At 70.3% G+C, this 22,592-nt stretch carries 15 protein-coding genes; 5 read left to right on the top strand and 10 right to left on the bottom strand.

The genetic code is table 11. The annotated features are described in order from the left end of the window. Nucleotides 1-19 precede the first annotated feature (19 nt). Entirely contained in the window at nt 20-394 is a 375-nt protein-coding gene (locus tag J7W19_RS27075; protein WP_004945891.1) for an MmcQ/YjbR family DNA-binding protein, read from the bottom strand. Nucleotides 395-594: 200 nt separating this feature from the next. On the opposite strand from J7W19_RS27075, the gene J7W19_RS27070 reads away from it, so the two are divergent. Continuing rightward, nucleotides 595-1,587: a DNA cytosine methyltransferase gene (locus J7W19_RS27070; RefSeq protein ID WP_040890058.1), complete on the top strand. Its 993-nt coding sequence runs from the start codon at nt 595-597 to the stop codon at nt 1,585-1,587. A gap of 98 nt (nt 1,588-1,685) precedes the next feature. Here the strand turns inward: J7W19_RS27070 and drmB are convergent, their stop codons facing one another. Genes drmB through J7W19_RS27045 form a run of 5 tightly spaced genes read right to left on the bottom strand, consistent with a single transcriptional unit; the run spans nt 1,686 to nt 13,779 of the window. After that, the gene (drmB, locus tag J7W19_RS27065) at nt 1,686-3,554 is read right to left on the bottom strand and encodes a DUF1998 domain-containing protein (RefSeq protein ID WP_004945897.1); all 1,869 of its coding nucleotides are present in this window, start codon (nt 3,552-3,554) and stop codon (nt 1,686-1,688) included. Continuing rightward, a complete protein-coding gene (locus tag J7W19_RS27060) occupies nt 3,551-6,814 on the bottom strand; it encodes a helicase-related protein (RefSeq protein WP_004945900.1) in 3,264 nt (1,087 codons plus the stop codon). Before J7W19_RS27060 ends, drmB begins: the two co-directional genes overlap by 4 nt. Beyond that, the gene (locus J7W19_RS27055; protein ID WP_004945902.1) at nt 6,811-8,724 is read right to left on the bottom strand and encodes a UvrD-helicase domain-containing protein; all 1,914 of its coding nucleotides are present in this window, start codon (nt 8,722-8,724) and stop codon (nt 6,811-6,813) included. The genes J7W19_RS27060 and J7W19_RS27055 overlap by 4 nt, the downstream gene beginning before the upstream one ends. Continuing rightward, nucleotides 8,721-13,478, bottom strand: coding sequence for a DEAD/DEAH box helicase (locus tag J7W19_RS27050; RefSeq protein WP_004945905.1), 4,758 nt, complete (start codon nt 13,476-13,478; stop codon nt 8,721-8,723). The genes J7W19_RS27055 and J7W19_RS27050 overlap by 4 nt, the downstream gene beginning before the upstream one ends. A gap of 55 nt (nt 13,479-13,533) precedes the next feature. Beyond that, entirely contained in the window at nt 13,534-13,779 is a 246-nt protein-coding gene (locus J7W19_RS27045) for a hypothetical protein (RefSeq protein ID WP_152263506.1), read from the bottom strand. Between the two features lie 417 nt (nt 13,780-14,196). On the opposite strand from J7W19_RS27045, the gene J7W19_RS27040 reads away from it, so the two are divergent. From J7W19_RS27040 to J7W19_RS27030, 3 genes are read left to right on the top strand one after another with little or no spacing between them, the layout of a single operon-like run. Continuing rightward, nucleotides 14,197-16,332, top strand: coding sequence for a helix-turn-helix domain-containing protein (locus tag J7W19_RS27040; RefSeq protein WP_004945912.1), 2,136 nt, complete (start codon nt 14,197-14,199; stop codon nt 16,330-16,332). After that, on the top strand, nt 16,329-17,333 hold the full coding sequence (locus J7W19_RS27035; RefSeq protein ID WP_004945917.1) for a hypothetical protein: 1,005 nt from the start codon (nt 16,329-16,331) through the stop codon (nt 17,331-17,333). Before J7W19_RS27040 ends, J7W19_RS27035 begins: the two co-directional genes overlap by 4 nt. Further along, nucleotides 17,330-18,205: a DUF6339 family protein gene (locus J7W19_RS27030; protein WP_004945920.1), complete on the top strand. Its 876-nt coding sequence runs from the start codon at nt 17,330-17,332 to the stop codon at nt 18,203-18,205. The genes J7W19_RS27035 and J7W19_RS27030 overlap by 4 nt, the downstream gene beginning before the upstream one ends. Here the strand turns inward: J7W19_RS27030 and J7W19_RS27025 are convergent. The 4 genes from J7W19_RS27025 to J7W19_RS27010 form a co-directional block, all read right to left on the bottom strand. After that, complete coding sequence (locus tag J7W19_RS27025) at nt 18,139-19,557, bottom strand: DNA cytosine methyltransferase (RefSeq protein ID WP_040890061.1); 1,419 nt, start codon at nt 19,555-19,557, stop codon at nt 18,139-18,141. The two genes, J7W19_RS27030 and J7W19_RS27025, sit on opposite strands and share 67 nt — an antisense overlap. 69 nt (nt 19,558-19,626) lie before the next feature. Continuing rightward, entirely contained in the window at nt 19,627-20,046 is a 420-nt protein-coding gene (locus tag J7W19_RS27020; protein WP_004945926.1) for a very short patch repair endonuclease, read from the bottom strand. 123 nt (nt 20,047-20,169) lie between these two features. After that, entirely contained in the window at nt 20,170-21,111 is a 942-nt protein-coding gene (locus J7W19_RS27015) for a dihydrodipicolinate synthase family protein (RefSeq protein WP_004945929.1), read from the bottom strand. 176 nt (nt 21,112-21,287) lie between these two features. Next, nucleotides 21,288-21,995, bottom strand: a complete 708-nt coding sequence (locus J7W19_RS27010; RefSeq protein ID WP_004945932.1) for an endonuclease V — start codon at nt 21,993-21,995, stop codon at nt 21,288-21,290. Nucleotides 21,996-22,042: 47 nt separating this feature from the next. Here J7W19_RS27010 and J7W19_RS27005 point away from each other — a divergent pair, with 47 nt between their 5' ends. Beyond that, entirely contained in the window at nt 22,043-22,345 is a 303-nt protein-coding gene (locus tag J7W19_RS27005; RefSeq protein ID WP_040890064.1) for a YciI family protein, read from the top strand. Nucleotides 22,346-22,592 lie beyond the last annotated feature (247 nt).

Below are 22,592 nucleotides of genomic sequence, written 5' to 3'. Positions count from 1 at the left end.
CCCGAGCGGAGCGCGTACGTCAGCCGTCGAGCCGCGCGACCAGCCGCTTGGGCGCGATGGTGCGGTAGCTCTCCTCCACCCAGTCGCACAGCAGCTCCACAGGCGCACCCCCGGCGACCAGCGGAACGGACACCCACCCGGACCGCCCCAGCCCGTACCCCGTGGGCGCGGCCCCGGGCACGGCGAGAGCGTGCCCGTGCGCCTCCTCGTCCCGCAGCTTGACGCTGATACCGGGCGCCTCCGCACCCTCCGCCCCCAGGAAGACGAAGATCTTCTTGTTGACCTTGACGACGGCACTCTCGTCCCAGGGGAACTCCTCGACGGCTTCGGGGAGGGAGAGGGCGAACTCGCGGACCTTCGCTCTCGCGACGAGGGGGGCGGGGGTGCGGGCCATGGAATCCTCCGGTGCGTCGTTCGCTTACGGGTACACGCTAGGTCCATCGACGCCGGGCGTCGTCCGATTCGCCCGGCTCACTGCAGGCGTCGAGTCGGTCGCCCCGTCACCCGACGACCGCCGTACGACACCGTGGGCGTGCGGGGTAGCCTGCCCTTCCCGCCTCGCATCGAGTTTCCGGAAGAACACAAACGGTGATCATGGAAGAGTCCCCCCTCGAACGCCTCAGCTGCCTCGCCGTGTGCGCCGGCGCGGGCGGTCTCGCTCTCGGCCTCGAACAGGCCGGTTTCGATCCCGTGTTGCTTCTGGACAACCGCCCGGTCGCCTGCGAGACCCTGCGCCTCAATCGTCCGCGGTGGAACGTCCTCGAAACGGACCTGTTGGACTTCGATCCGGTGGACCATCAGGCCACCTACGATGTCGATCTCTTGGCCGCCGGTTTGCCGCGGGTGAAGGCCGGGGCCGCCGTGGCGCGCGCGGACAGCGCCGAGGAGATACGGGTGCTCGAGGCGACGATCATGTTGATGCACGGCGTACAGCCCCGCGCCCTGCTCGTCGAGAACGTCCCGGACTTGGTCTCCAAGCCCGCCTACGAGCCGATTCGCGCGTACGTCTCCGCCGAGCTGAGGCATCTCGGGTACCGGCACCACTGGTTCGTTCTCAACGCGATGGACCACGGCGTGCCCCAGGACCGCAAGCAGGGAATCCTCGTGGCCTTCAAAGAAGGTTCGGTCGGGGACTTCGTCGTCCCCACGCCCGACGAGAACCCGCCACCCACCGTGGGCGAGGCGCTCGGCGATTCCATGGCCGCCCGCGGTTGGCCTCATGCGACGGCGTGGGCGGCCCAGGCCGACCGGGTCGCCCCGACCCTGGTCGGCGGCTCGTGGAACCGCGGCGGGGCCGACCTGGGGCCGACCGGGTCGAAGCGTTCCTGGGCCCGTATGCGCGTGAACGGGGGAACCGTCGCCGACGAGCCCCCGGGGCCCGAGTTCCCCTGGGACGTGTCGCTCGGTGTCAAGGGCATGGTGGCGTTGACCGTGGAGCAGGCCGCACGCCTGCAGGGCTTCCCGGACGACTGGAGCTTCGCCGGGCGGAAGACGGTCCGTTACCGCCAGGTAGGGCACGCCTCACCGCCTCCGGTGGGTCGGGCCCTGGGACTCGCCGTCCGGGCCGCGCTCGCCGGCGGGGACTGACCGTCCGCGAGACGGGACACCGATGAACCCCGCGTGCCCCCCGCCGGCCCGACGGAGGACGTCTTTCGCCTGCCTCCCAGGGTGTCGTCCTCCGGCGCTCAGGGAGCGAGCAGGCGAGAGAAGAAACCGATCGACGGGTCCTCAGGGGTGCCGACGAGGAGGGCTCGGTCGAGCAGTCCGTTGTTGTGCTCGCAACTGGTCTCCGGAAGCATCACGCAGGCATGGCAGGCCGCCATGTTGGTGCCGCCGACACCCGACGCCTCGGTCTCGACGCAGAGCGGGTCCGCGGAGCACCACTCGGCACGGTGGATCGCCGAGCGCACCGCCGGGACAAGGCGGTCGACCTCCCCTTGCGCCACGAGACCGCCGAGGCTGCCGGCCGAGTCGCTGGTGGCCGTGTAGACGAGCACGCCCGCCATCTCGTCACCGGAGTAGACGCGCTCACGGAGCGAGGCAGCCGGGTATCCGGAGTCCAGGCTCCATTCGTTGATCATCACGTGCGCGAGGGTGTGCAGCAGGACCATGCGCGGGGTTGCGGGAGAGAGCGGGACCCGCCCCGGATCGGAGGCCCGTTCGGTGAGGACCCGCTGGTGCCGACGACGCATGTGTTCCACTCGGGCGGCGACTCCCGGGTGTTCGGCCCAGGCGTCGATCCTGTCCTCGTCCAGCCGGAGGAAGACTCCCTCGCCGTGGACCTCCATGGCCGGCAGCCAGTCGGTGGGAGCGAGGGAAAGCTCCGCCTCATGGCCCTCGGAGGAGGTCTCGGGGTCGATGATCCGGGTGAAGGCCTTGAGGGCGCGCACCTCGCGGAGCTTCTTCACCAGCATCGGAGCGACCAGCCCCAGGCCGGACAGTGACGTCGTGTCACCGGTCGGAGGCTCGCACACGAACTGTTCGGTGTGGCGGCCGGAGTCCTCCGGGTTGCCCGCGCACAGACGCTCGTACTCCACGTCCCGTAGAGCCCGGTAGCGTCGCTCCCGGTCCACGTCGGACCCGTGGTCCTCCCCGATGGGGTCCTCGGCCTCCATCGCGGCGAGCATGTCCATGACCTGCCGGGCGCTCATCGGGGAAGGAGCGCCGTCGAAGATGTACTTCAAGTGGATTTCGATCTCGGCGGGAGTGGAGCAGGCGCGGAGCTCGTCCCAGTGGCCGGCCAGGGCCTGTACGCGGGTGTCGCTCCACGGCGGAATGGACAGGGCCGAGCGGAGCACGGGCTGCCACACCGAGGAGGAACCACGCTGCAGGGTCCGGGGCGGCTGCGAGCAGGGGACGTCCGGGGCGTCCCTCAGCCAGGGACGCTTGCCCTCGCAGCGGATCTTCAGGTCCTTGAGTGCGCCGCGACGGAAGGAGCCCTCCATGGACACGTCCGGGACTCCACAGGAGCAGGAGAGCACCACCGAACGGAGCGACGAGGTGCGGCCCGATGAGCGCAGGCTCATCCGGCCCCCGCAGAAACCGGCCTCGCCGTCACCGCGTCGGCCCCTGTGGAGCCACTTCCAATACGGGAAGTCGGCGATGTGCCCGTCCTCGCAGGCCATCACGAAACGCGACGGCACGAGCGTCTCGGAGCACTCCGCGCACTCGTTGCGTCCGGGCGGTGAGTTGAATCGCCGCACGTGGTCGAGCGCGTGGCACTCGGGACAGTGGTGCCACAGGGGGAAGCGACGCACCCGGATTCCGTCGCGGCTGCCGTCGCCGGAGGCCGGGGGGAGCCGGAACCGCCGGACCCCGAGCACGCGGGCGAGGCGCGGCTCGTGGATCACCGGGGCCTCGTCGCGGGACCACTGCGCCTCGGCGCCGTCGATACCGGTGACGATGAACGATTCCTGCTCCACGGCGACCAGGGATCCCACACCGTACGTGGTGATGGCCTGGGCACGCCGGACCGCCCCGCGGCGGGGCAGGGTGCGGGCCGGTACCGGCGAGCCGTCGGTGCCCCGCCGACGGCGGGAAGGGGGCGGGGTCATCGGGATGCCTCCATGAACAGGGCGGACTCGGCGTCGACATCGCGGAGGGACCAGAGGGTCCCCCACGCCTCGACGTCCTCCAGGGCGTCGTTGTAGGACTTGAGCAGCGAGGGGACGCGGCGTCCGCGCTTCGGCTCGTAGTGGAGGCCCCCGTGCCGCTCGGCCTCGTCGTACCACCAGTCGACGAACTCGTCGAAGGCCGCGCCCACGTTCTCGACCTCCTTGGCGGCGGTCGCTTCCGGGGAGACCTTCGCCACCCGTTCGAGAATCATGGGGCGGATCCGCTCCCTCAGCTCGTCCACGAAGAGGTCGATGTCCCCGGCGGCCGTGTCGGCACGGGCGGCGGGAATCAGGATGCGAGCCAAGGAGACGATCACCGCGTGCAGCCCACGGTCACGCGCACGGGCCGAGAAGGGGGTCACCGAGGTGGACTCGACCTCGCGGTAGAGCGCGGAGTGGAAGTGCTGGAAGTTCTCGTAGTGGGAACGGTCGCGCGGGCGCGTCGCGTTGAGCATCACCGCCACCAGGCCGGGGTGGGCACGGCCCACCCGGCTGGTGGCCTGGATGTACTCGGCGGTGGTCTGCGGTTGTCCCATGACGGCCATCAAGCCCAGACGGTCCACGTCCACGCCTACGGCGATCATGTTCGTGGCCAGGAGCACGTCCACCACGTCGTCACCGGGCAACCGGCGCTCGATCTGCTTGAGGCGGGCCGGGATGTCGCTGGCGTCGACCCGACTGGTCAGCTCGGAGTTGTTGCCTACGGAGCGGGGCTCGCAACCGTCGCGTTCGGCCAGGTGCTCCAGGTGGGCCACGACGTCGTCGTGGACCTGGAGTTCGGCGGCGGACAGCAGGCGCAGGCTGTTGAAATAGCCGACCAGCGTCCAGTACGCGTCGCGGACCTGCGGGGTGGTGTCGGTTCGCATCGCCTGGTGCAGCAGGGTGGCGTAAGTGCGGATCAACAACGTCGACTGGCTGGTGCCGGGAGCGAACAGGCCCACGTATCGGCGGGAGGCCTTCTCTCCGGCCGGGGTCTCCACGGCGAACCAGGAGTCGCGGGCGTCGAGGCCGGCGGGCGGGAACTGGCGCACCTCGCGACAGAACAAGGCCCTGCCCTGGTCGCCGGCGCGACGGATGGTCGCGGTCGAGGCGATCACCTTGGGCCGATCGGCGAGCACGTCGACGGCCGTCTCGTACAGACCGGTGAGGGTCCCCAGCGGACCGGAGATCAGGTGCAGCTCGTCCTGCACGATCAACTCCGGTGGCGGGGTGGTGTCCTGGCGGTCCCGGTTGAACAGCGCGGCGGTCTGCGGTCGCCACGGCATCGAGGCGAATTTGTCGACGGTGGCGATCACCAGGGTGGGCCGGGCCCGGTACACCGTCTCGTCGATCAGGTGCACGGGCAGCCCGCCGGAGAACGCGCAGTCAGTTCCGGGGCAGCGCACGTCCATCCGGACGGCGTCCCGATCGACCGAGTAATGGTGGGCGTCGAGGGCCGTCCCGCACCACGGGCAGGCGTGCAGCTGGACCGGGTTCTCCGTCTGGAGCGTCCTCCCGGAACGAGCGGCGACGAGCTGTCGATCGGCCGCCTCCAGAGTGTTCGGAGTGGCCGACTGCCCCACCCACATGCCCAGGGAGATCTCCTCCTGGCCGAGATCGGCGGGGTTCGCACGACGCATCCGCTCCATGGCGCAGATCAGGATCGCGGCGCGCTCGAACTGCTGGAGGGTGAGCAGACGCAACGTGTAGCGCATCAGGACGGTGACACCGCCGCCCGCCGCGCCGCGGCGCATCCGTCGCAGGAAGGTGGTCAGCGCGATCAGGCCGAGATACGCCTCGGTCTTGCCGCCGCCGGTGGGGAACCACAGCAGGTCCGACACGCCCCGGTCCGGGTGCTCGGGGTCGTCCACACCGGCCAGGCACAGCAGGACGAAGGCGATCTGGAACGGTCGCCAGCGCGCCGAGGCGAGGTCCGGTTCACCGACCCGATCGGCCTTGATCCAGGCGCTGCGGGAGCGCTGCACGGCCATCGCCTGGTTGGCCAGGCGGAACGCCCGCATCAGGTCAGGCTTGTCCCGCAGCAGCGCGATGCCTTGCCGGATCCGGTCCAACGCCTCTCCGCAGGCCGCGACCTGGGCTGCCGCGGCCTCCTCGTGCGCCGTGCCGGCAAGGGCCGCGGCCTCGGCCCGCTTCCGCTCGATCCACTGCTCGTAGCCCGCGGCCAGCCCTTCCAGGGCGGCGAGCACCTCGGCGTCGGGCGCCTCGGCGAGGCCCAGCATGGTCAGAGCGCGGTCGTCGATCTCCGGGTTGGAGTCGGTGAGCAGCACCTCGTGCGTGGGCAGGAACTCGGTGCGCACCTCGGTGACACCCGCGTGCCGCACATCGGTGAGGCCGACCGGGACCGGTTCCCAGTCCCACACTGCCGCACAGCCGTGACCGGTGGCGAAGGTCGGGGCGTGCCGGTGCAACAACCGGCCGGTCTCCAGCTCGGGGTCCGCGGCGGACAGGGCCGCGGGGCGCTCGACGAAAGCGCTCGAACCGTCGGCGGCGCGGATCACAAGACCGGGCTGGAACAGGGCGAAAGCGTCCTGGAGTTCCCGCTCTCCCACCCTCTGGACGTTGACCAGGGCGACCGTGACCGTGACCGTCCCCGTCTCCGCCGACGGACGACGTACGTGCACCTCCAGCCGCACCATGCCGTCGACCAGGTCGCACGACGCGCCCCGTCCCGGCCGCGTGACGTCCACCGTGACGTCCGGCAGGTCCAGCTCCACCCGACACCAGCGCTCCCGCTGGTCGGAGGTGGTGCGAGCCTCGCTGCGACGAGCCGGGATCCTGCGGCCCTCGGCGTCCTCCGGCTCGTACACGGCCGCGCGTGCGGAGACCACGATCTCCCGGCAGACGGCGGGGTCGACGGCGAAGGTCAGGCCGACGGAGGACGGGCGTCGGACGCCGGCGACCGGACGATCGACGGTCTCCCCCGAATCGTCGAGGCTCTCCCTCCCGGGCACGAGCTCTCCGTCCGGGCCGTTCTGCTCGTGTTCGTCCTCCTCGAGCCGACGGGCGGCCTCGGCGTCCGCCGGGCGGGGGAAGAGGACCCCCATGGGGTAACGGGTGATCGGAGCGTCCTGGTCCAGCACTTCGGCGCGTTCCTCGGCGGAGGCTCCGACGTCCGGGCCCAGCAGCTCCCGGCGGAGCCGGGCCACCAGATCCTCGCGGACCTCGTAGTGTGCGGCGTGCCGCCCTGCGTGGATGGTCATTCCTGCTCCTCCTCGGTTCCGGCCGAACGCCGGAACCGTCCGATTCCGCCGACGCGCGGGGCGATCCACACTCCGTGACCGCCCAGGCCGGCGTTGGCCCCGGCGGCCGTGCTGCCCGAGACCGACTCCAGGCAGTCGATCCGCAGTCCGACGATCTCCTCCGGCCACCGGACGTCCCAGTCGGGGCCGACCTTCAGGACGGAGTACAGGTCGGTTCTAAAAGTCTCGGAAGCCTCGCCGATCTCACGTCCCTCGTGCAGCAACGCGTACCGGGGGCTCTGCACGGGGCCCATGGGAAGGAAGTCGTGCAGCCGGAACGTCACGGCGTCTCCCGGCCGTACGCGCTCCAACAGATACGCCTGCGCTGCGAGGGCGTTCTCCCGGGCGTCGGCCGGCTCCAGGGCACTCACGTCACCGGCCCGTACCTCGATGCCGTGGCGACGCCATCCCTGCCGCGGCGCTCCCCTGTACCAGCGGCCGGTCGGCATGTGTCTCCGCAACATCACCGTGTCCGGCGGGGCGAGGCGATAGAGGTCCTCCCGAGCCCTGGTCATCGCCACGTAGAGGGCGCGGGCCTCGGCGGGCACGTCGAGTCGGTCGGCACGGCGACGACGCAGTTCCGCGACGGTCGGCGGAGTGAGCAGTACCACCCGGTCGAACTCCAAGCCCTTGGCGCTGTGCACCGTGGACACGATCAGTCGGGCCGGTTCCGGGTCGGCCAGTTCGTCGGGGAAGCGACGCTCCGCCACCAGTCCGCGCACTCGTGCCACGTCGAGCGTGCCCCTGCCGGTGCCGCGTGCCGCCGCCCGCAGAGCCCGCCACACCCGGTCCGGATCGGTGCCCTCCGGCAGCGGCATCCCGTCCAGCAGTTCCCGCAGCCGTTCCTCGGTGAGGGTGGCGGCCCGGGTGCGACGCAGCAGTTCGGCGACCCAGTACGGCACCGGTCGGTCCCGGAGCGAGCGCCGTAGAGCGTGCGGCACGCCGTGCAAATGCAACCGTTCCGATACGAGCAGGGCCTGGCGGTTGTCGCGGGTCAGGACGGCGCAGGTGCCGGGGAAGGACCGCAGGGTGTCCAGGGTGAACGCGTCGTCGAGCGGACCCAGGTCGGGCAGGTCGAGCAGCAGCTCGCGCAGGTCTCCGTGGAGCCGTTCGGCTGCCGCGTCCGCGCCTTCGGGGGCGCTGCCGATGCCCTGCACGGCCGGGCCGAGCGGGAGAGCGGTACGCGCTTCGGGCGTGGCGGCCCGGAAGTTACGGGTCAGGTTCAGTTCCACCAGATCGTCGGCGTACGAGGCACGCACCCAACGGAGGAAGAGGTCGGCGCGGTCGGCGTACTCCTCCGGGTCCTCGATCTGGAAGTCGTAGATCGCCTGGGCCGAGTCACCGACGAGGGTGAACCCACAGGAGTCCTGGAGCCGGTCGAGCAGCGACTCGACCATCTCCCGGCGGACGCCCACGAGGTCCTGCACCTCGTCGACGATCACATGGGCGGGCGGGCCCGACTCCATCGTGTCCAGCGCGCCCTTCTCGATCGCCGCGGTGGCCGCCCGGATGCGCTCGTCGAAGGAGAGCGCCGCCCACTCCCCGTCCGGGTACGCCTGTACCAGCAGGGAGTACGCCCAGGAGTCGAAGGTCTGCACGCGAACCCTCCTCGCGTGCTCGCCGTGCCGGGCGATGCGGTCTCGCAGCTCGCGGACGGCGGCCCGGGAAAAGCTGAGGACCAACAGCTCGGAGGCTTCCAGGGCCTCGTCGGGGTCGACGTGACCGACGAGCGCGTCCAGGCGGCGTACGAGCGTGTGGGTCTTGCCCGACCCCGCTCCCGCGGTGACCAGCAGGCGGGTATCCCAGGGCTGGTCCACGACCGCCTGTTGCTCGGGGGTGAGAGCGGGAGCTTCGACGACGGAAAGGGTCACTTCTTGCTCCACAGGTGCTCGAACCGCGTGAAGGCGAGGGCCGTCTCGAAGTTCCGGATGGTGTCCCGGACGTTGAGGATCAGGCAGGTGTCCTTGCCGCCGTTGCGGGGGCCGCGGAGACCGCGTCCGATCATCTGCTGGTACACGTTCGGACTGTAGACGGGTCGGGCGACCACCACGGCGCGGGTGGCGGGGGCGTCGAACCCCTGGGTCAGCACGCCGTAGTTGGTGAGCACCCGGACCCTGCCGTCACGGAACTCCCGGATGCGGGCCCGGCGGTCGTTGTCGGAGGTGGTGGCGTCCACCGACGACGCCGAGATCCCGCGGTCCTTCAGTTTCGCCGCCAGGTACTTGGCGTGTTCCACCGAGGTGGCGAACACCAGCACCGGCCAGTCCTCCGGCATGGCCGCGATCTCCTCGACGATGCGAAGGCTCCGGTCGTGATCGTCGGCGAGCCGCTGCTCGGCGGCCTTGGACAGCAGGCTGAGCTGCTCGGCGCTCTCCCGCTCCTGGCGGGACAGCTCGATGGTGCCGCCGGTCAGCTCCCGATGTTCGACCTGCGCCAACACGCCTTCCTTTTGGAGGTAGCCATAGGCGTCGTCGGCGGGGAAGACACCCTCGTCGAGCCGGCGGGCGCCGAACCGGTTGACGAGGCGGCGGGTCTCCTCCTCGTTGTGGCCGCGGAACGGGGTGGCCGTGAGACCGAGCAGGTGGCGTTCGGTCTGGCGCGGGGTCAGGCCGAGCAGGCCGAGAATCCTGGTGTAGCTCGGGCTGGTCGCGACGTGGGCCTCGTCCACCACGACCAGGGCGGCATCCCTCAGCCAGGCGTACCGGTCGGTGTCGAGACACACCTGGAGCTTGGCGTCGGTGGCTACGACGAGCTGTGGCCCGTCGACCACACGGGCCGCCTCGTTCGAGGTCCAGAGCCGGTTGATCGTCAGCCGGGTCTGCGCGCCGGCCTTCTCCCAGACGAACTTCCAGCTCTGTACGGCCTGTTCGCACAACTCCTCGGTCTGGGCTATCCACAGGATCGGCCCCTTGAGCTCGCCGGCCTGCTTCACCCAGCGGATGACGGCCTCGGCGGTGACGCGCGTCTTGCCCGCGCCGGTAGGCAGCGACAACATGGCCCGCTGCGGGGTCAACCGGTCCAGCATCTCGAAGATGTTGAGAGCGAGCCGCTCCTGGTAGTCGTGGAGACGCGGGAAGTCCCGCGGGCCTTCCACCGTCAGGCTTTGGTCGAGGGTCGGGGCCCGGTAGCCTGCGAAGGGCGCGGGCAACCCGAGGTCGGCGACGAAGGAGACCGCCGCGGAACCGCCGGTGTAGGACGACGGAGCGTTCGGGAAACGCTCCTGGATGTCTCGGCTGTGGGTCTTGAGGATGGTGTCGCCGTGTGCGTTGAACGCCATCTGGGCGATCCGACGCCCGGAGGGCTCCTGCCCACCCAGCTCCTGCCGCTCGGCGTCCATCAGGCCGGCGGGCAACCGTTCGCGGAGGGCGTCCGCACCGATCAGCAACTCCAGCTTGGCCGTCACGTCCTCGGCCTCACGGATCGCCTTCAGTGCGGACCGGATCTTCTCGTCCTGCTCCTGGCGGGTCTGGGCCTCCAGCACCGCGCGACAACCGGCTTCGCCCATCCGCAGGCCCAGCTCACGGTCCACGGCCCGCAGAGTGGCAAGCCGGTCCAGCGTGTCCAGAACCTTGATCACGTTGCCCTGACGCGCGCTCTCCAGGGTCTTCGCCCGCACGCCGTGCGGGGTTTTGACCACCTCTTCCAACGAGGAGCACCGCAGCAGCGTGTAGGTGCCTGCGGACGAGCCCATCCGCTGCCGCAGGGTCGGGAACTCCTCGGTCAGGGGGACGGCGTCCACGGTCGACTCGTGCCGGGTCTCGTGGCTGACGACGTCCTTGTGCCGCAGCATGCCCCAGGTCTCGACCATGAGGTCGGCGGACTCCCGATCCGGCAGCAACAACGCCGGCACGCGCTCGGCCCGCAGCGATCGGTACTCTTCCGCGCTCGCGGCGACGGCGATCTCCCCGTCCTCCCGGGTCTCCCAGGCGTCACCGATCCGGCAGCGGGTCAGGGAGTCCTCGGGAAAATCGATTCCCAGCCGGGTCAGCAAGGCGTAGGTGGAACCGACGAAGGCGTCGTCCTCGCTCTCCTGGAGCTTCTCCAGAAGCTGCTCCCACTGCTGGGGGCGGACCTTCTCCACGCTGTCCGCGAGCTTCAGCTTGCGGGCCTTCTCGACGCTGATCGAAGCCACCGGGAGCACGTCGCCGTATTCCGACAGCTGCGGGCCCACGGCTTCCTTGAGCGGCTTGACGCCCTGCGACGTCTCCACCCGGCCGTGCCGGGCGAGCATCCAGCGGATCGGGGACGGCGCGGTCCGGCGGGTGGAGACCTGGGCCCCGATCTGGAGCGTCCAGTTCTCGATCAGCCCTTCCTCGGGGAGCAACCGCAGGAACGCGGCGCGCGCTTCCTCGGAGAGCCGGGGAAGGAGGTGGAGAGGGCCACCGACGGCCGCGCCCTCGATCTTCGTCCGGGCCAGGGTCGGCCGGCTCGCGCGGTCGTCGAGCTTGCGGCAGTACGCCGTGTGCATGGCTTCCCGGTATTCCTCGAACCAGGGCTCGTCCTCCGGCCGATGGCCGACGCTCGGGCGGTCGCGCAGGCCCACCTCACGGAAGAAGCCGGTGTCGTCGGAGTGGAACTCCATGTCCACCGCGATGCCGGGGTCGCCGTGCGCGGTGACCACGGCGCCGGGCAGCATGCAGTCACGCAGGACGCGGAACTGCCCGTCTGCCGTCCGCACCATGAGCGTGCCCAGCGGAGCGGCCACGCGCTTGACCAGCTCGTGGCCCACCACCGATGCCCCCGCCTGGTGGAACAGGTCCCAGAACCGCGTCCACTCACGCGGGCCGTAGGAGTCGAAGCCCTCGTCGAGCACGCTCACGAATCGGCCCCGGACGTCGGCCTCCCGAATCCCGAGCGTGGTCAGGGGGCCGGACAACGACGGATCGTCGGACAGCGCCCGATCGACGTAGACCAGCGACTCCCGCAGGCCGTCGTCGTCGGCACGTCGGAAGACGCGTCCCGGCACGGGTGCGACCATGCCGTGTTCCTCGGTGAGCACGATCTTGGCCTTGCGTGCCTCCGCGGCACAGGCGGCTCCCGACTCGATCATGTCGGCGACGATCCGGATCGCGGTCTCGGAAGCCTTGGCGGTGCCGTCGGAGACCAACGCCTCCAGCCACTCGCGGACATCGGCCTTCTGCTGCTTGGTCCGGTCCAGGATGTGTTCGACCTTGCCGGAACGCAGGGTCGTGGCCTCCACGGACGGGTGCAGCCAGTCCTTGGGCCGGCCGGGGTACGCGTGCCACTGCTTCAACCAGCGGTTGGTCGCGGCCAAGTCCTTCGACAGGTCGGGGTGGACGCGCAGTTCACGGGGATTCCTCAGCACGCCGTCCTGGTCGGGCAGCGACGGACGCTGTGCCGCCGTCTCCCAGATCTGCTCCAACAGGTGCCTGTCGGCCCAGCTGATGGCCTCCCTGGAACGGCCGGGCAGCAGCGGCAGGTACGCGGCGGGGTCCTCCGGGGGCGCCAGCCCGGGCAGGGAGTCCACCACCAGCCGTGCCGCGACCTGGATCATCTCCGCGTTGAAGGGAGAGGCATCGAGCAGGTTCTGTCGGTCCTCGTTGGTCTTCCAGGCGCCATTCAGGATGCCGGTCAGTGACATCTCGTACTTGCTGGGGAAGTACGCCCAGAACTGTCCGCGCCGACGCGGGCCGGCGGGGCTGAGCAGACCGCTCTCCTCGCGCTTGTAAGCGGGAACGGCCCAGGCGAGGTCGACGGTCAGACGTCCGTGGAGCTCGCCCGCGTCGCGACGAGCGGCCTCGGTCGGCTCGTGGCTGTGGGTGAAGACCCGCCACTGCGAGGCGACCGGCGGCTTGCCGACCCGCTCTTCGTGAATCGTACACAGGGTGCCGTCGCGCTCGGCGCGGAGCACCCGGCGGGCGATCGGGCGGGGCCGGCGGTCCTCCAGGACCACCTGACCCACGTGCGAGGAGAACAGATGGAAGCCGGACGGGAATTCGTCACGCGCCTCGTGGCCCGCCACACCCTGGTGTCCGTGCATGTCCTTGCCCAGCCGGTCGGCAGCGCCGCGCAGCAGGGGCAGGCGGACCACGGTGGTCGCCCATCCCAGCAGCTCGTCCAGCACCGGGTCCGCGAGGCGTTCGGCATCCGAGTCCAGCTCGCGGGCCATGCGCAGCACGGGTGCCTCGAAGTCCTCGCCGTGCCGCTCCCGCACACCGGGTACGTTCCGGATGAGGTCGTACGACCAGGCTCGGTCGAAGCCGAAGCTGCCGGTGCTGCTGAAGAACTCGGGGGTGTCCGTCACCACGAGGACGGACTTCACACCTACGCCGAACCGCCCGATCTGCCCGCCGCGCTTCCGCGACATGCTCATGCGCAGGATGGTCTCCGCGCCTTCGGGGGTCACCGGGTTTCCCTGGTTGGCGCAGTACAGGTGGGTGTCGGTGAGCACCACGTGGATCCGCCCGCCGGGCTCGTCGCGGATCTCGTCGGCGGCATTCTGGACCAACTCGAAGAGTTGACGGTCGCCGTACCCGCCCTGGGTGATACGGCGTTCACCGTTGGCGTGTTCGGGGATCAGGCCGGGGTCGACGCGATAGGTCTCCAGAACGCGACGGGACTGCTCGACGACGGTGCGGATCACGGGGGACTGCTGATCGGCCACGAAGGGTTCCACTTTCGGGCGAGGGGCGGGCGGGGGCAGCTGACGGGCCGTGCCGTCAGCGGACGACGTGCAGAGTGATCGTGACCGTGGCGACGCGCTGACGGCCCGTCGGGTTCCGCTGCGGGCGGCGACGGTTCGTCGCGGAGACTTCGCCGAGGAGGACGTCGCGATAGGAGGCGACCATGCCGTGGTCGAGCCCACCCATGAGGCCGAGGTACGCCGCCTGAGCCTCAGGATCGTCGGCCAGCGCGTCGTACTGGCGAACGATGGTGCGCATCTCGTCAAGCGGGGTCTTTTTCAAGGGCACTGGGGTACCTGCGCTTTCGCTTTCGTGGGAGTTCACGAGGAAGTGGTGCGAGGCGGTGCGGAAGAGACCGGGTCGCGTGGGGGCGATCCGACCGAAAAAGGCACAACGGTGCCCTGGGAGCAGGCAGTTGACCCAACTTGCCGGTGGGGCGGCTGAGGTGAGATCTCATCACGGAATCCCAGGGCAACGCAAGGGGCGCCCTCGGTCGATTCGGTACGGCCGCCCAGGGAACTTCTTACGCATTTCTCTACGAATAGGGCGGAATTCCAGACTCCGAATTTTGTCGCCCACAAGACTTCCCCGGGCCGAGCCGGCCCCTGTCAAAGTTCATTTGACGTGGCGGTCACCCCGTCAACAGCGGTGGGGTACGGTGGCTCTCACTCGGGTGCATCGATCGGAAGCGGGTGGGACGTGGAGGCGGCTGAGGACTTCGGCCCCTGGCTGGCACGCCAGCTCAGGAACGCCGGGAAGAGCCAGACGGACCTGGCCGTGGATCTCGGCATGACCCGGGCCGCCGTCTCGGCCTGGATCGTCGGCCGTTCCGTCCCCCGGGACGAGACGATCCGGCGCATCGCGGATCTGCTCAACACCGACCTGGAGACCATCCACACGCGCAGCGCCGACGCCCAACTGGGACTGCCCGTCTCGTGGTACCACCGGCCGGCTCACGACGACGGCGGCCGCGAGTACGGCAACGCCGCCGCGTTCGCCTTCGAGGCCGACGTCTCGGTCCTCGCCCGCGAGGCCACCCAGAACAGCCTGGACGCGCGTCTCGACCCCACCCGACCCGTCCGGGTCCGATACACCCTGCACGAACTCACCGGTGAGGCCCTCTCCCGCTTCCGCGAGGCCGTCGACTGGGAACGGCTGCTCCCGCACTACGAGGCGTTCACCGCCGACGGCGGCCGACAGGACAAGGTCTCGCGCACGATCGCGGCCGGACTGCGAGACATGTACCAGCGCGATCGCCTGGTACTGCTCCGCGTCGACGATTACAACGCCACGGGCCTCACCGGCGACGACTACGGCGACGGGCTCTTCGCCGCGGTCGTACGCCGACAGCTCGACAGCCAGAAGAAGGACTCCGGCGCGGGCGGATCCTACGGCCTCGGGAAGGCCACGCTCTGGGCCACCAGCCGCCTCGGGCTCGTGCTGATCAACTCCACCCTCTCCGAGCCCCACGAAGGGCGCACCGAACGCCGTCTGATCGGCCGCCTCGATCTCCCCTGGCGCGAGGTCGACGGCAGGGCATTCGCGGGCCCGGCCTGGTTCGGCCGCCCCGACCCGAACGCGAAGTCCAGTGACGTGGCCCGTTCCTGGTGGGCGGACGAGGAGACCGTCGAACGGCTCCACCTCACCCGCGAGAGCGGTGAGCCCGGCACGTCCTTCCTCATCGTCGGCGCCCATGACGTCGCCAGCCTGGCACCGGTCACCGGCGACGAGGACAGCGTCGATGACGACGACTCCGTCCAGCGGATGCACGCCAGGCTCAAGGACGCGCTCGGCCGCAACTTCTGGGCCGCGATGACCGAGGGCGGCGGCCACGAGGCGCACTTGAAGGCGTCCGTTCGCACGTACCGCAACGGCGAGATCCTCATCCCCGAGGAGATCGTGGATCCGGCCGAGACCCAGCCGTCCCGCACCCGTGCTCTACGCGCCTTCCTCGAGGGCGACACGGTCGACCGCCTCACCGCCCCGGGCCAGGTCGCGCGCGCGACCGTGCGGCTGAGCGTGCCCTTGCGGGGCGGCGAGGTGCGCGGCGGCGTGTCTCACGAGGCCGTGGTCCTGGTCACCAACGCCGAGGACGATGTCGAGGGTCGCCCCAACCGACTGGTCTGCATGCGGGGCAATCGCATGACCGTCAAGAACAACGGCGTCCCCAACGTCCCGATCGGCACCAATCCGTTCCAGGCCGTCCTCCTCGTCGGCCGCGCGGCAGGCCCGGACGCCCCCGGCGCCGACGCCGCCGAGGAGTTCCTCCGTGCCTCCGAGCCACCGGAGCACAACAAGTGGGGCCAGACCGAGGAACTCCGCCTCACCTACTCGCCATCCGCCCACCGCCGCATCGCCACTCTGACCACCCTCGCCAACCAGGCGGTACGCGATCTCGTCGCCGTACCCCGGGCCAAGCGCCGCAACGGCGGGGAGGCGAAGATCGCCGGCCGGCTGAAGGTGGGCGGCGTCACGAAGAAGCCGCGCCCCTCCGGCACCGCGCTGCCCGAGCTGGACAACGTGGACGCGTTGATCGACGAGACGGGGGCCTGGTCGGTCACCGTCGACCTGCGCGTCTCGCCGAGTGTCGACACGGACCGTCCTGTCACGCCGGTCGCCAAGTTCGACGTGCGCTCGGGCCCCCGTCCCGTCGCCCACTGGAAGGAACTCGTCGCCGTCAGCGGATGCGAGGTCGTCGACGGGGCGCTGCGGTTGAGCCCCGGCAGCCGCAAAGCCGTCTTCCGTGGTGTCACCGACGTGTCCCGCCACCCCGTCCGAGCCCAGCTCACCGGGCTTGTCGTCGAACTCCGCAGCGGGAAGGGAGAGCAGGCGTGAAGGTCTACCCCTACCGGCGACTCACCGGCAACGTCTCCTGGCGTGTCGTCAGCGCGCAGCTCAAGGCCGAGGGCGAGCCCTGGGAAGACGTGGAGAGCAAATACCTCTCCACCATCGAGCGCGTCGTGGCCCTCGGGCCGAACGACGACCGTCCCGACTGGGTCCAGGCACGGCTCCGCCTTCGGGCCGAGTTGCCGGCCAAGGCGGTGAATTCCGGCGACACCTGGCAGGACGTCAGGGTCGTCGCGGTGCTCACGGAGCGCGCCACCAACACGCGGACGGCCGTGGAGCTGTCCCCGGTCGCCGCCGACGGCCGCGAACTGACGGGCGAGCTCTACCTCCACCGGTGCGACCTCCTCGACCGCGCCACCCTGGCAGTCCATGTCGTCGCCACGGTGGACGGCGTGCGCGGCCGAGTGATCTCCACCTCCGACGTGGAATGGTTCGTCGACGTCATCGAGACCGCGCCCTCCCTCGCTCGCGAACTCGACGTCAAACTACTGGGCTTCGATTCCGGCGCGAGTCGGCTGCGGCGCTTCAAGGACTCCCCATGGGTGGTCGACACCACCGGGAGGCTCCCCGCCGTACGTGTCAACACCGACTTCGACGGGCTCGAGGGGCTGATGGGCGGTGACGGCGGCAACGGCGCGGAGAAGACCGTACGGGAACTTCTTCTCACCCAGATGTGCTCCGATGTCTGGACCGCCGTCTTCCATTCGGCGGTCGGCGACTTGGAAATCGAGGAGGACGGCACTCCGCTGTTCCCGCACGGATGGCAGGGCGAAGTGCTTCGGGCGATGCTTCCCGATGTATATCCCGATCGCGATCCCGAGGACGCCCTCCGCGAGGTCCATGCGGCCCGCATGGGATCATCCGCCGCCGGCTGGGGCGAGCTCCAACCCCGGATCCATTTCGCCGCCTCGAAACGCGCGGGCGTCCCCCGGACGCTCTCCACCACCATCCGCGATCTGGAACGCCTTACCCAGGGGGACGACGCATGACCGACCGGCCCAGCCACCTCCCGGAGCGCCTCGCGCTCCTTCCCAACGCCGAGGCGGCGGAATTCCTCACCGAAGGGCTGCTGACCGGTCGCGAGGACGTGCAGAGCCTCAAGCTCAATCGGGTCACCGAACCGCTGCCGCACACCGACCGGCGTGGCGAACTGCTACCCGTCCGCGACCTGGCCGAGGACGCCATGGCCTACTGTCGGGCCGGCGGGCTCAAGGCCACCCAGGCCGACGCCTGGCTCGCACCACGACTGCACGCCGCGCTCCGACTCACCCGACGCGAGGCGGCTGATCCCGGTTTCTGGAACTACCTGTCGCTCGGCGTGGCTCCCGATTACGTGATCTGGCGGCACCTGTCGGATACCAAGGTGGCGGCCGACCGGTTCCGCGGGCAGTACCACAAGCAGTCCTTCGCCCGCCTCTGGTGGGCGGCCGAGCTCTTCCGCGACGGCTCAGACTACTCCCCCGTCGTCACGGCCTGCGCCAACCAGGACATCATGAACACCGCCCTGCGCATGTCGGTGATCAACCACCGACCCACCGCTCAGGCGATCGTCCGGTTGGTCGCGAAGAGCGTGATCACCACCGGCCGCGAGGTCAACGCCCTCATGGGAGCCGTCAACGCGTCGGCGGCAACACTGATGTACGACGTGATCGCCCCCGACGTCGAACGCGAGTCCCGTCCCCTCCTCGACTGGATCGCCGAAGCCGAGTACGCGCGCCAGGTCTCACGGCAGGAACTCCCGACCGGTCCCGAGGAGGAGCCGGCGCCCGAGCTGTCCGTGAGCGCGCTGGTGGACTACTTCTCGGACCTCTTCGCGGACGCGCCGGTGCGGGGGCGGGAGGATTTGGAGGGGACAGCCTGATCCTCGGGTTTCGGGCAGCCGGGTCCGCAGCCGTCCGGTTCACCACAGCCCTCCTTGCGGAAGGTGGTGACTTCGTCGTAGCTGTACTCGCGCCAGTTTTTCCGCAGTTTCTTCTCCGCCTCCTCCGTCAAGGGAGGCAGGCCGAGCGCCGCAGTCAGCACGTGCATACCGAACAACGGTGGTACGGCATTGCCCACCTGCTGCGACCGATCGCCACCGGACCAGGGGTAGTTGGGTGGAAACGTCTGGAGGATGCCGGCCTCTCGGATGGTCAGACGATCCGGTTTCTGCGGCGTGCCGTCCGGGTTCAGCACGGCGTTCCGGGAGACCTTCCCCGTGACGGTGAAGGACGGTTGGCGATCCGTTCGGACTCCTCGGTTCTTCGGATCACCGCCGCTTCCGTAGTTCGACACGATCTTGAAGGAGGATTTCCTGCCGCCCGGCAACCGCTCCGTCTTCCCCAGTACCTCCCACATGTGGACCCACGGCAAGGGCACCGGCGGCTTCCGGGACGTCCCGATCGGCAGAGCGGTCTGGACGGCGGCCGCTTGCGCCACCGCCTTCTCGTCCTCGGGGCCACCCTGTTTCGGCTTGTGAGGGTTGAAGGTGTGGTGAGTGGCACCGGGGAGGGAAGGGGCGCCATGCTGCTCGAGTCGAGCGATGAGAATCGCACGGCGGCGAGTCTGGGGGACTCCGTACGCCTCGGTGCGCAGCGTCTCCACCTTGGCGACCTTGTACTTCACCTTGCGCCCGTCCGCACCGGGCAGTCCGCTCTCCAATACCTCTCGGTAGACCTCCCAGAGCGCCTTGACCTGCGGCACCTGTTCCAAAACGATCACGTCGAACGGCCGCCGGTCGCGGTTGGGACTGTGGAGAGCCTTGATCGCATAGCGGAGGGGTTCCAGGACGAGGGCGGTCCTCCGATCGGGTTTCCACCCCTCTCGGCGCTGCTCCTCCGGGCTGCTCCCCTCCAGCGTCGCCAGTCGCTTGTCGATCTCCTGATCGTCGGCACCGGCCACCAGATCGTGAATGAGCCCCTCGACCTTGTCCAAGGCCTTGCGCCCGGCTCCGCTGCCCGCCACCGAGTACGTCTGGCACGGCGGCCCGCCGGCCAGCACGTTCAGCGCCTTGGGCAGCTCTTCGAATCTGTGCTGCCGCACGGCGCTGACGTCCGCGTGCAACGTCGGGAGGCCGGCCGCGTAACGCGTCTCACAGGCGTTCTTGTCCCACTCGATTCCGAGTGAGGGCACGCCGAGCATGTGCGCGGCCACATCGAGACCGCCCGGACCCGCGAAGAGGTCCAAAATATGCGGATCCTTGAGGAATCCCGAGTCTGTGTCCGAGCTGGCCATGTGGCGGAAGTTTAGCCTGTGGTGGCCAGCGGAATTGACGGCTCCAGCACCGTCGCGGCCTGCCGGCATCTACCCGGTCCGCCGTTCTCGCACCAGAGCGGCGATCCGCTCCGCCGCCTCCGCCGCGCTGTCGTGCTCCCAGATCCGGATCGACGCCCACCCCGCCTCGGCGAGCCGGGCGTCGGTGTCGCGGTCCCGTGTGCGGTTCTTCTCGATCTTCTCCCGCCAGAACCCGGCGTTCGTCTTCGGCCACGTCGCATGCTCGGGGCAGCCGTGCCAGTAGCAGCCGTCGACGAAGACCGCGACGCGTGCCGGGCCGAAGACGATGTCGGCCTCACGGCGCACGCCCTTGAGTGGCCTGCGGTGGACCCGGTACCGGAAACCGGCGGCGTGCAGGATCTTGCGGAGAGCGATCTCGATGTCCGTGTCACGACTGCGCTGCTTGCTCATCCGGGCACTGGTCTTCGGGTTGGTCTCCAGGGCGGGCATGGCCCCATTCTGGCGCGGGTCCTCCCAGGGGGAAGCCTCCGCACCACGGGCACCGCCCGCCACCTGCGCAAACACCTCTTTCGCATGCCCTGGAGGGGGGAAGCGAGAGACTCGTCCTCACAGTCACCCTGGGAGCAGCCCGCCCTCCTCCAGGCGCCGACGCACCTCTTCCACGCTCTCCTGCGGCAGCGGCCGCAGCGGTGTGGCCGTGGCTCGGCAGTCGATCACTCCCAGGAGTTCCAGCGCCGCCTTGTAGGCTCCCACGGCCGCCGCCGTGCCGCTCATGGTTGCCGGGTCGGCCGCGCGGGTCAGGGTCTGGAGGGTGGTGAGGCGGTTCTGTTCGGTGACCGCTTCGGGCCAGCGGCCGGCGGTGGCGTGGGTGTGGAGGCGGGTGTAGGCGGCCGGATCGACGTTGCCGAGGCCGGCGACGACGCCGTCGGCGCCGATCAGGAGGGCGGCGTCGGCGGTGAGTTCGGAGCCGGTGAGGACGGAGAAGCGGCGGTCCAGGCCGCGGCGGCGGAGGGCCACCAGGAGGTGGCGCAGGGTGTCGAGGTCGCCGCTGCTGTCCTTGAGACCGACGAGGGTGCGGTCCTCGGCGAGTCCCAGGAGGACGGCGGGCGGCAGCTTGGTGTGGACGCGGGAGGGGATGTCGTAGGCGAGCAGGGGCAGGCCCGTCTCGGCGCGGACGCGGCGGAAGTGGTCGGCGGTCTCGGCGGGGTGGGTGTCCGTGTAGAACGGCGCGGTGGCCACGAGGACGTCGGCGCCCAGGCCGGCCGCCTCCCGCGCGCGCTCCAGCACGCGCGGGGTGGTCGTGTCGATGACGCCGGCGAGGACGGGGACGCGTCCGCCGGCCGCCTCGACGGCGGTCCGCACGACGGTACGGCGCTGCTCGTCGGTGAGGAAGACGGCCTCGCCGCACGTGCCGAGCGCGAACAGCGCCGAAGCCCCGCCGTCCAGCACGTGCTCGACGAGCCGGTGCAGCGAGCGGGTGTCGACGGCGCCGTCGGGGGTGAGGGGGGTGCAGAGGGGCGGGATGAATCCTGTCGGTCGCACGGTCGGTCGCATGGGGTCCTCCTGGTCGGCGGGACGGCCTGCCGGGGCCTGCCTACCCAGCGGCGGGAGGCGTCCACGCGGCCGGCTCCCACAGGTCTCGGATTCGCCCGCCGGCAGTCCGTCGGTCAGCACGGATTCAGGCTCCCAGCCGCCACTGACAAGCGGAAAGCCCCTCTTCCGCTTTCCCCTCAGCGCGCCTCCGCCAGCGCCCGCCGGCACAGCGCGTCCGCCGCGCGGGTCGTCTCCGGGAGGCGGTAGGCGCGGGCCAGGCCGAGGGTGTGGGCGCAGGCGCGGTCCAGGTTCACGCGGTGGCCGACGGAGACGTACACCGGTTTGACGCCCTCCCGGGTGCGCAGCGCGCGGCCGACCTCCTCGTCCCCGTCCAGCAGGGGCGCCGTGTCGCCGCGGGCCGGTCCGGGCGGCGCGTGGCGGAAGGTGAACGGGTTCTTCGCGACCCCGATCGTCGGCAGTCCCGTCAGCACGCCCAGGTGCGCGGCGAGGCCGAAGCGGCGGGGGTGGGCCAGGCCGTAGCCGTCGCAGACGACGAGGTCGGGGCTGGCGGGCAGCCGGTCGAGCGCCGCCAGGACCGTCGGTATCTCGCGGAAGGCGAGCAGCCCGGGGACGTAGGGGAACGCCACCCGGCCGACGGCCGTGGCCTCCGCCACGACGCGCAGGGTGCGGGTGTCGAGGGCGACGGCCGCGGCGGCGACGAGGTCGTGCTCGTCGTCGTAGGCGACGTCGACGCCCACGGCGGTCAGTTCGGCGCCGGGCGCGGGGCCGGGTTCGTCGAGGACCACGCGGTCCCGGAGCGCGTCCTGGACGGCGAGCGCCTCCGCCTCGGTGGTGGGCCAGCCGGGGGGCGGTTCGCCGGTCGTGTCATCAGTCGTGTGGTTCATGGCGAGGACACCGTACGGGACGGCCGCCCGGGCCGTAGCCTGTGATCATGTTCGTACTGGAGCTGACCTACATCGCCCCGCTCGACCGCGTGGAAGCCGCGCACGCCGAACACCTCGCCTGGCTGGACGCGCACTACGCGTCGGGGGTGTTCCTCGCCTCCGGGCGCAAGGTGCCGCGGGACGGCGGCATCATCCTCGCGGTCGGCGAGGACCGGGCGAAGATGGAGGAGATCACGCGGAGCGATCCGTTCTCGGTGGCGGGGGTGTGCGAGTACAGCATCACCGAGTTCGTCCCCACGAAGACGGCGCCGGCGCTGGAGGAGTACCGGCAGGAGCGGCCCCCGTCCTGAGCCGGGCGCCGCAGGGGCGCGCGAGGGTCAATTCGCCCGCGCGGCAGTACGGTTGCCGCGCGGCAGTACGTCTGCGCTGCCGCGCGACCACCGCTGTGACCTCTGCGACGGCAGAGGCACCAGGCAACGTAAGCCTGTTACGCGTGGACCCTCACTGTTGGCGGAAGTGCTTGAGTTCGTAGGTATTCATAGGCAGAGGCATGAAATGCCCTGTTCATTCAAGGGCCGTGACGCATCTCACGCTCGA

The sequence above is a fragment of the Streptomyces mobaraensis NBRC 13819 = DSM 40847 genome (assembly GCF_017916255.1).
Taxonomy (GTDB): Bacteria; Actinomycetota; Actinomycetes; order Streptomycetales; family Streptomycetaceae; genus Streptomyces; species Streptomyces mobaraensis.
Note: the sequence above shows the minus strand (reverse complement) of the source record. Positions and strands in the feature narration are given on the sequence as shown.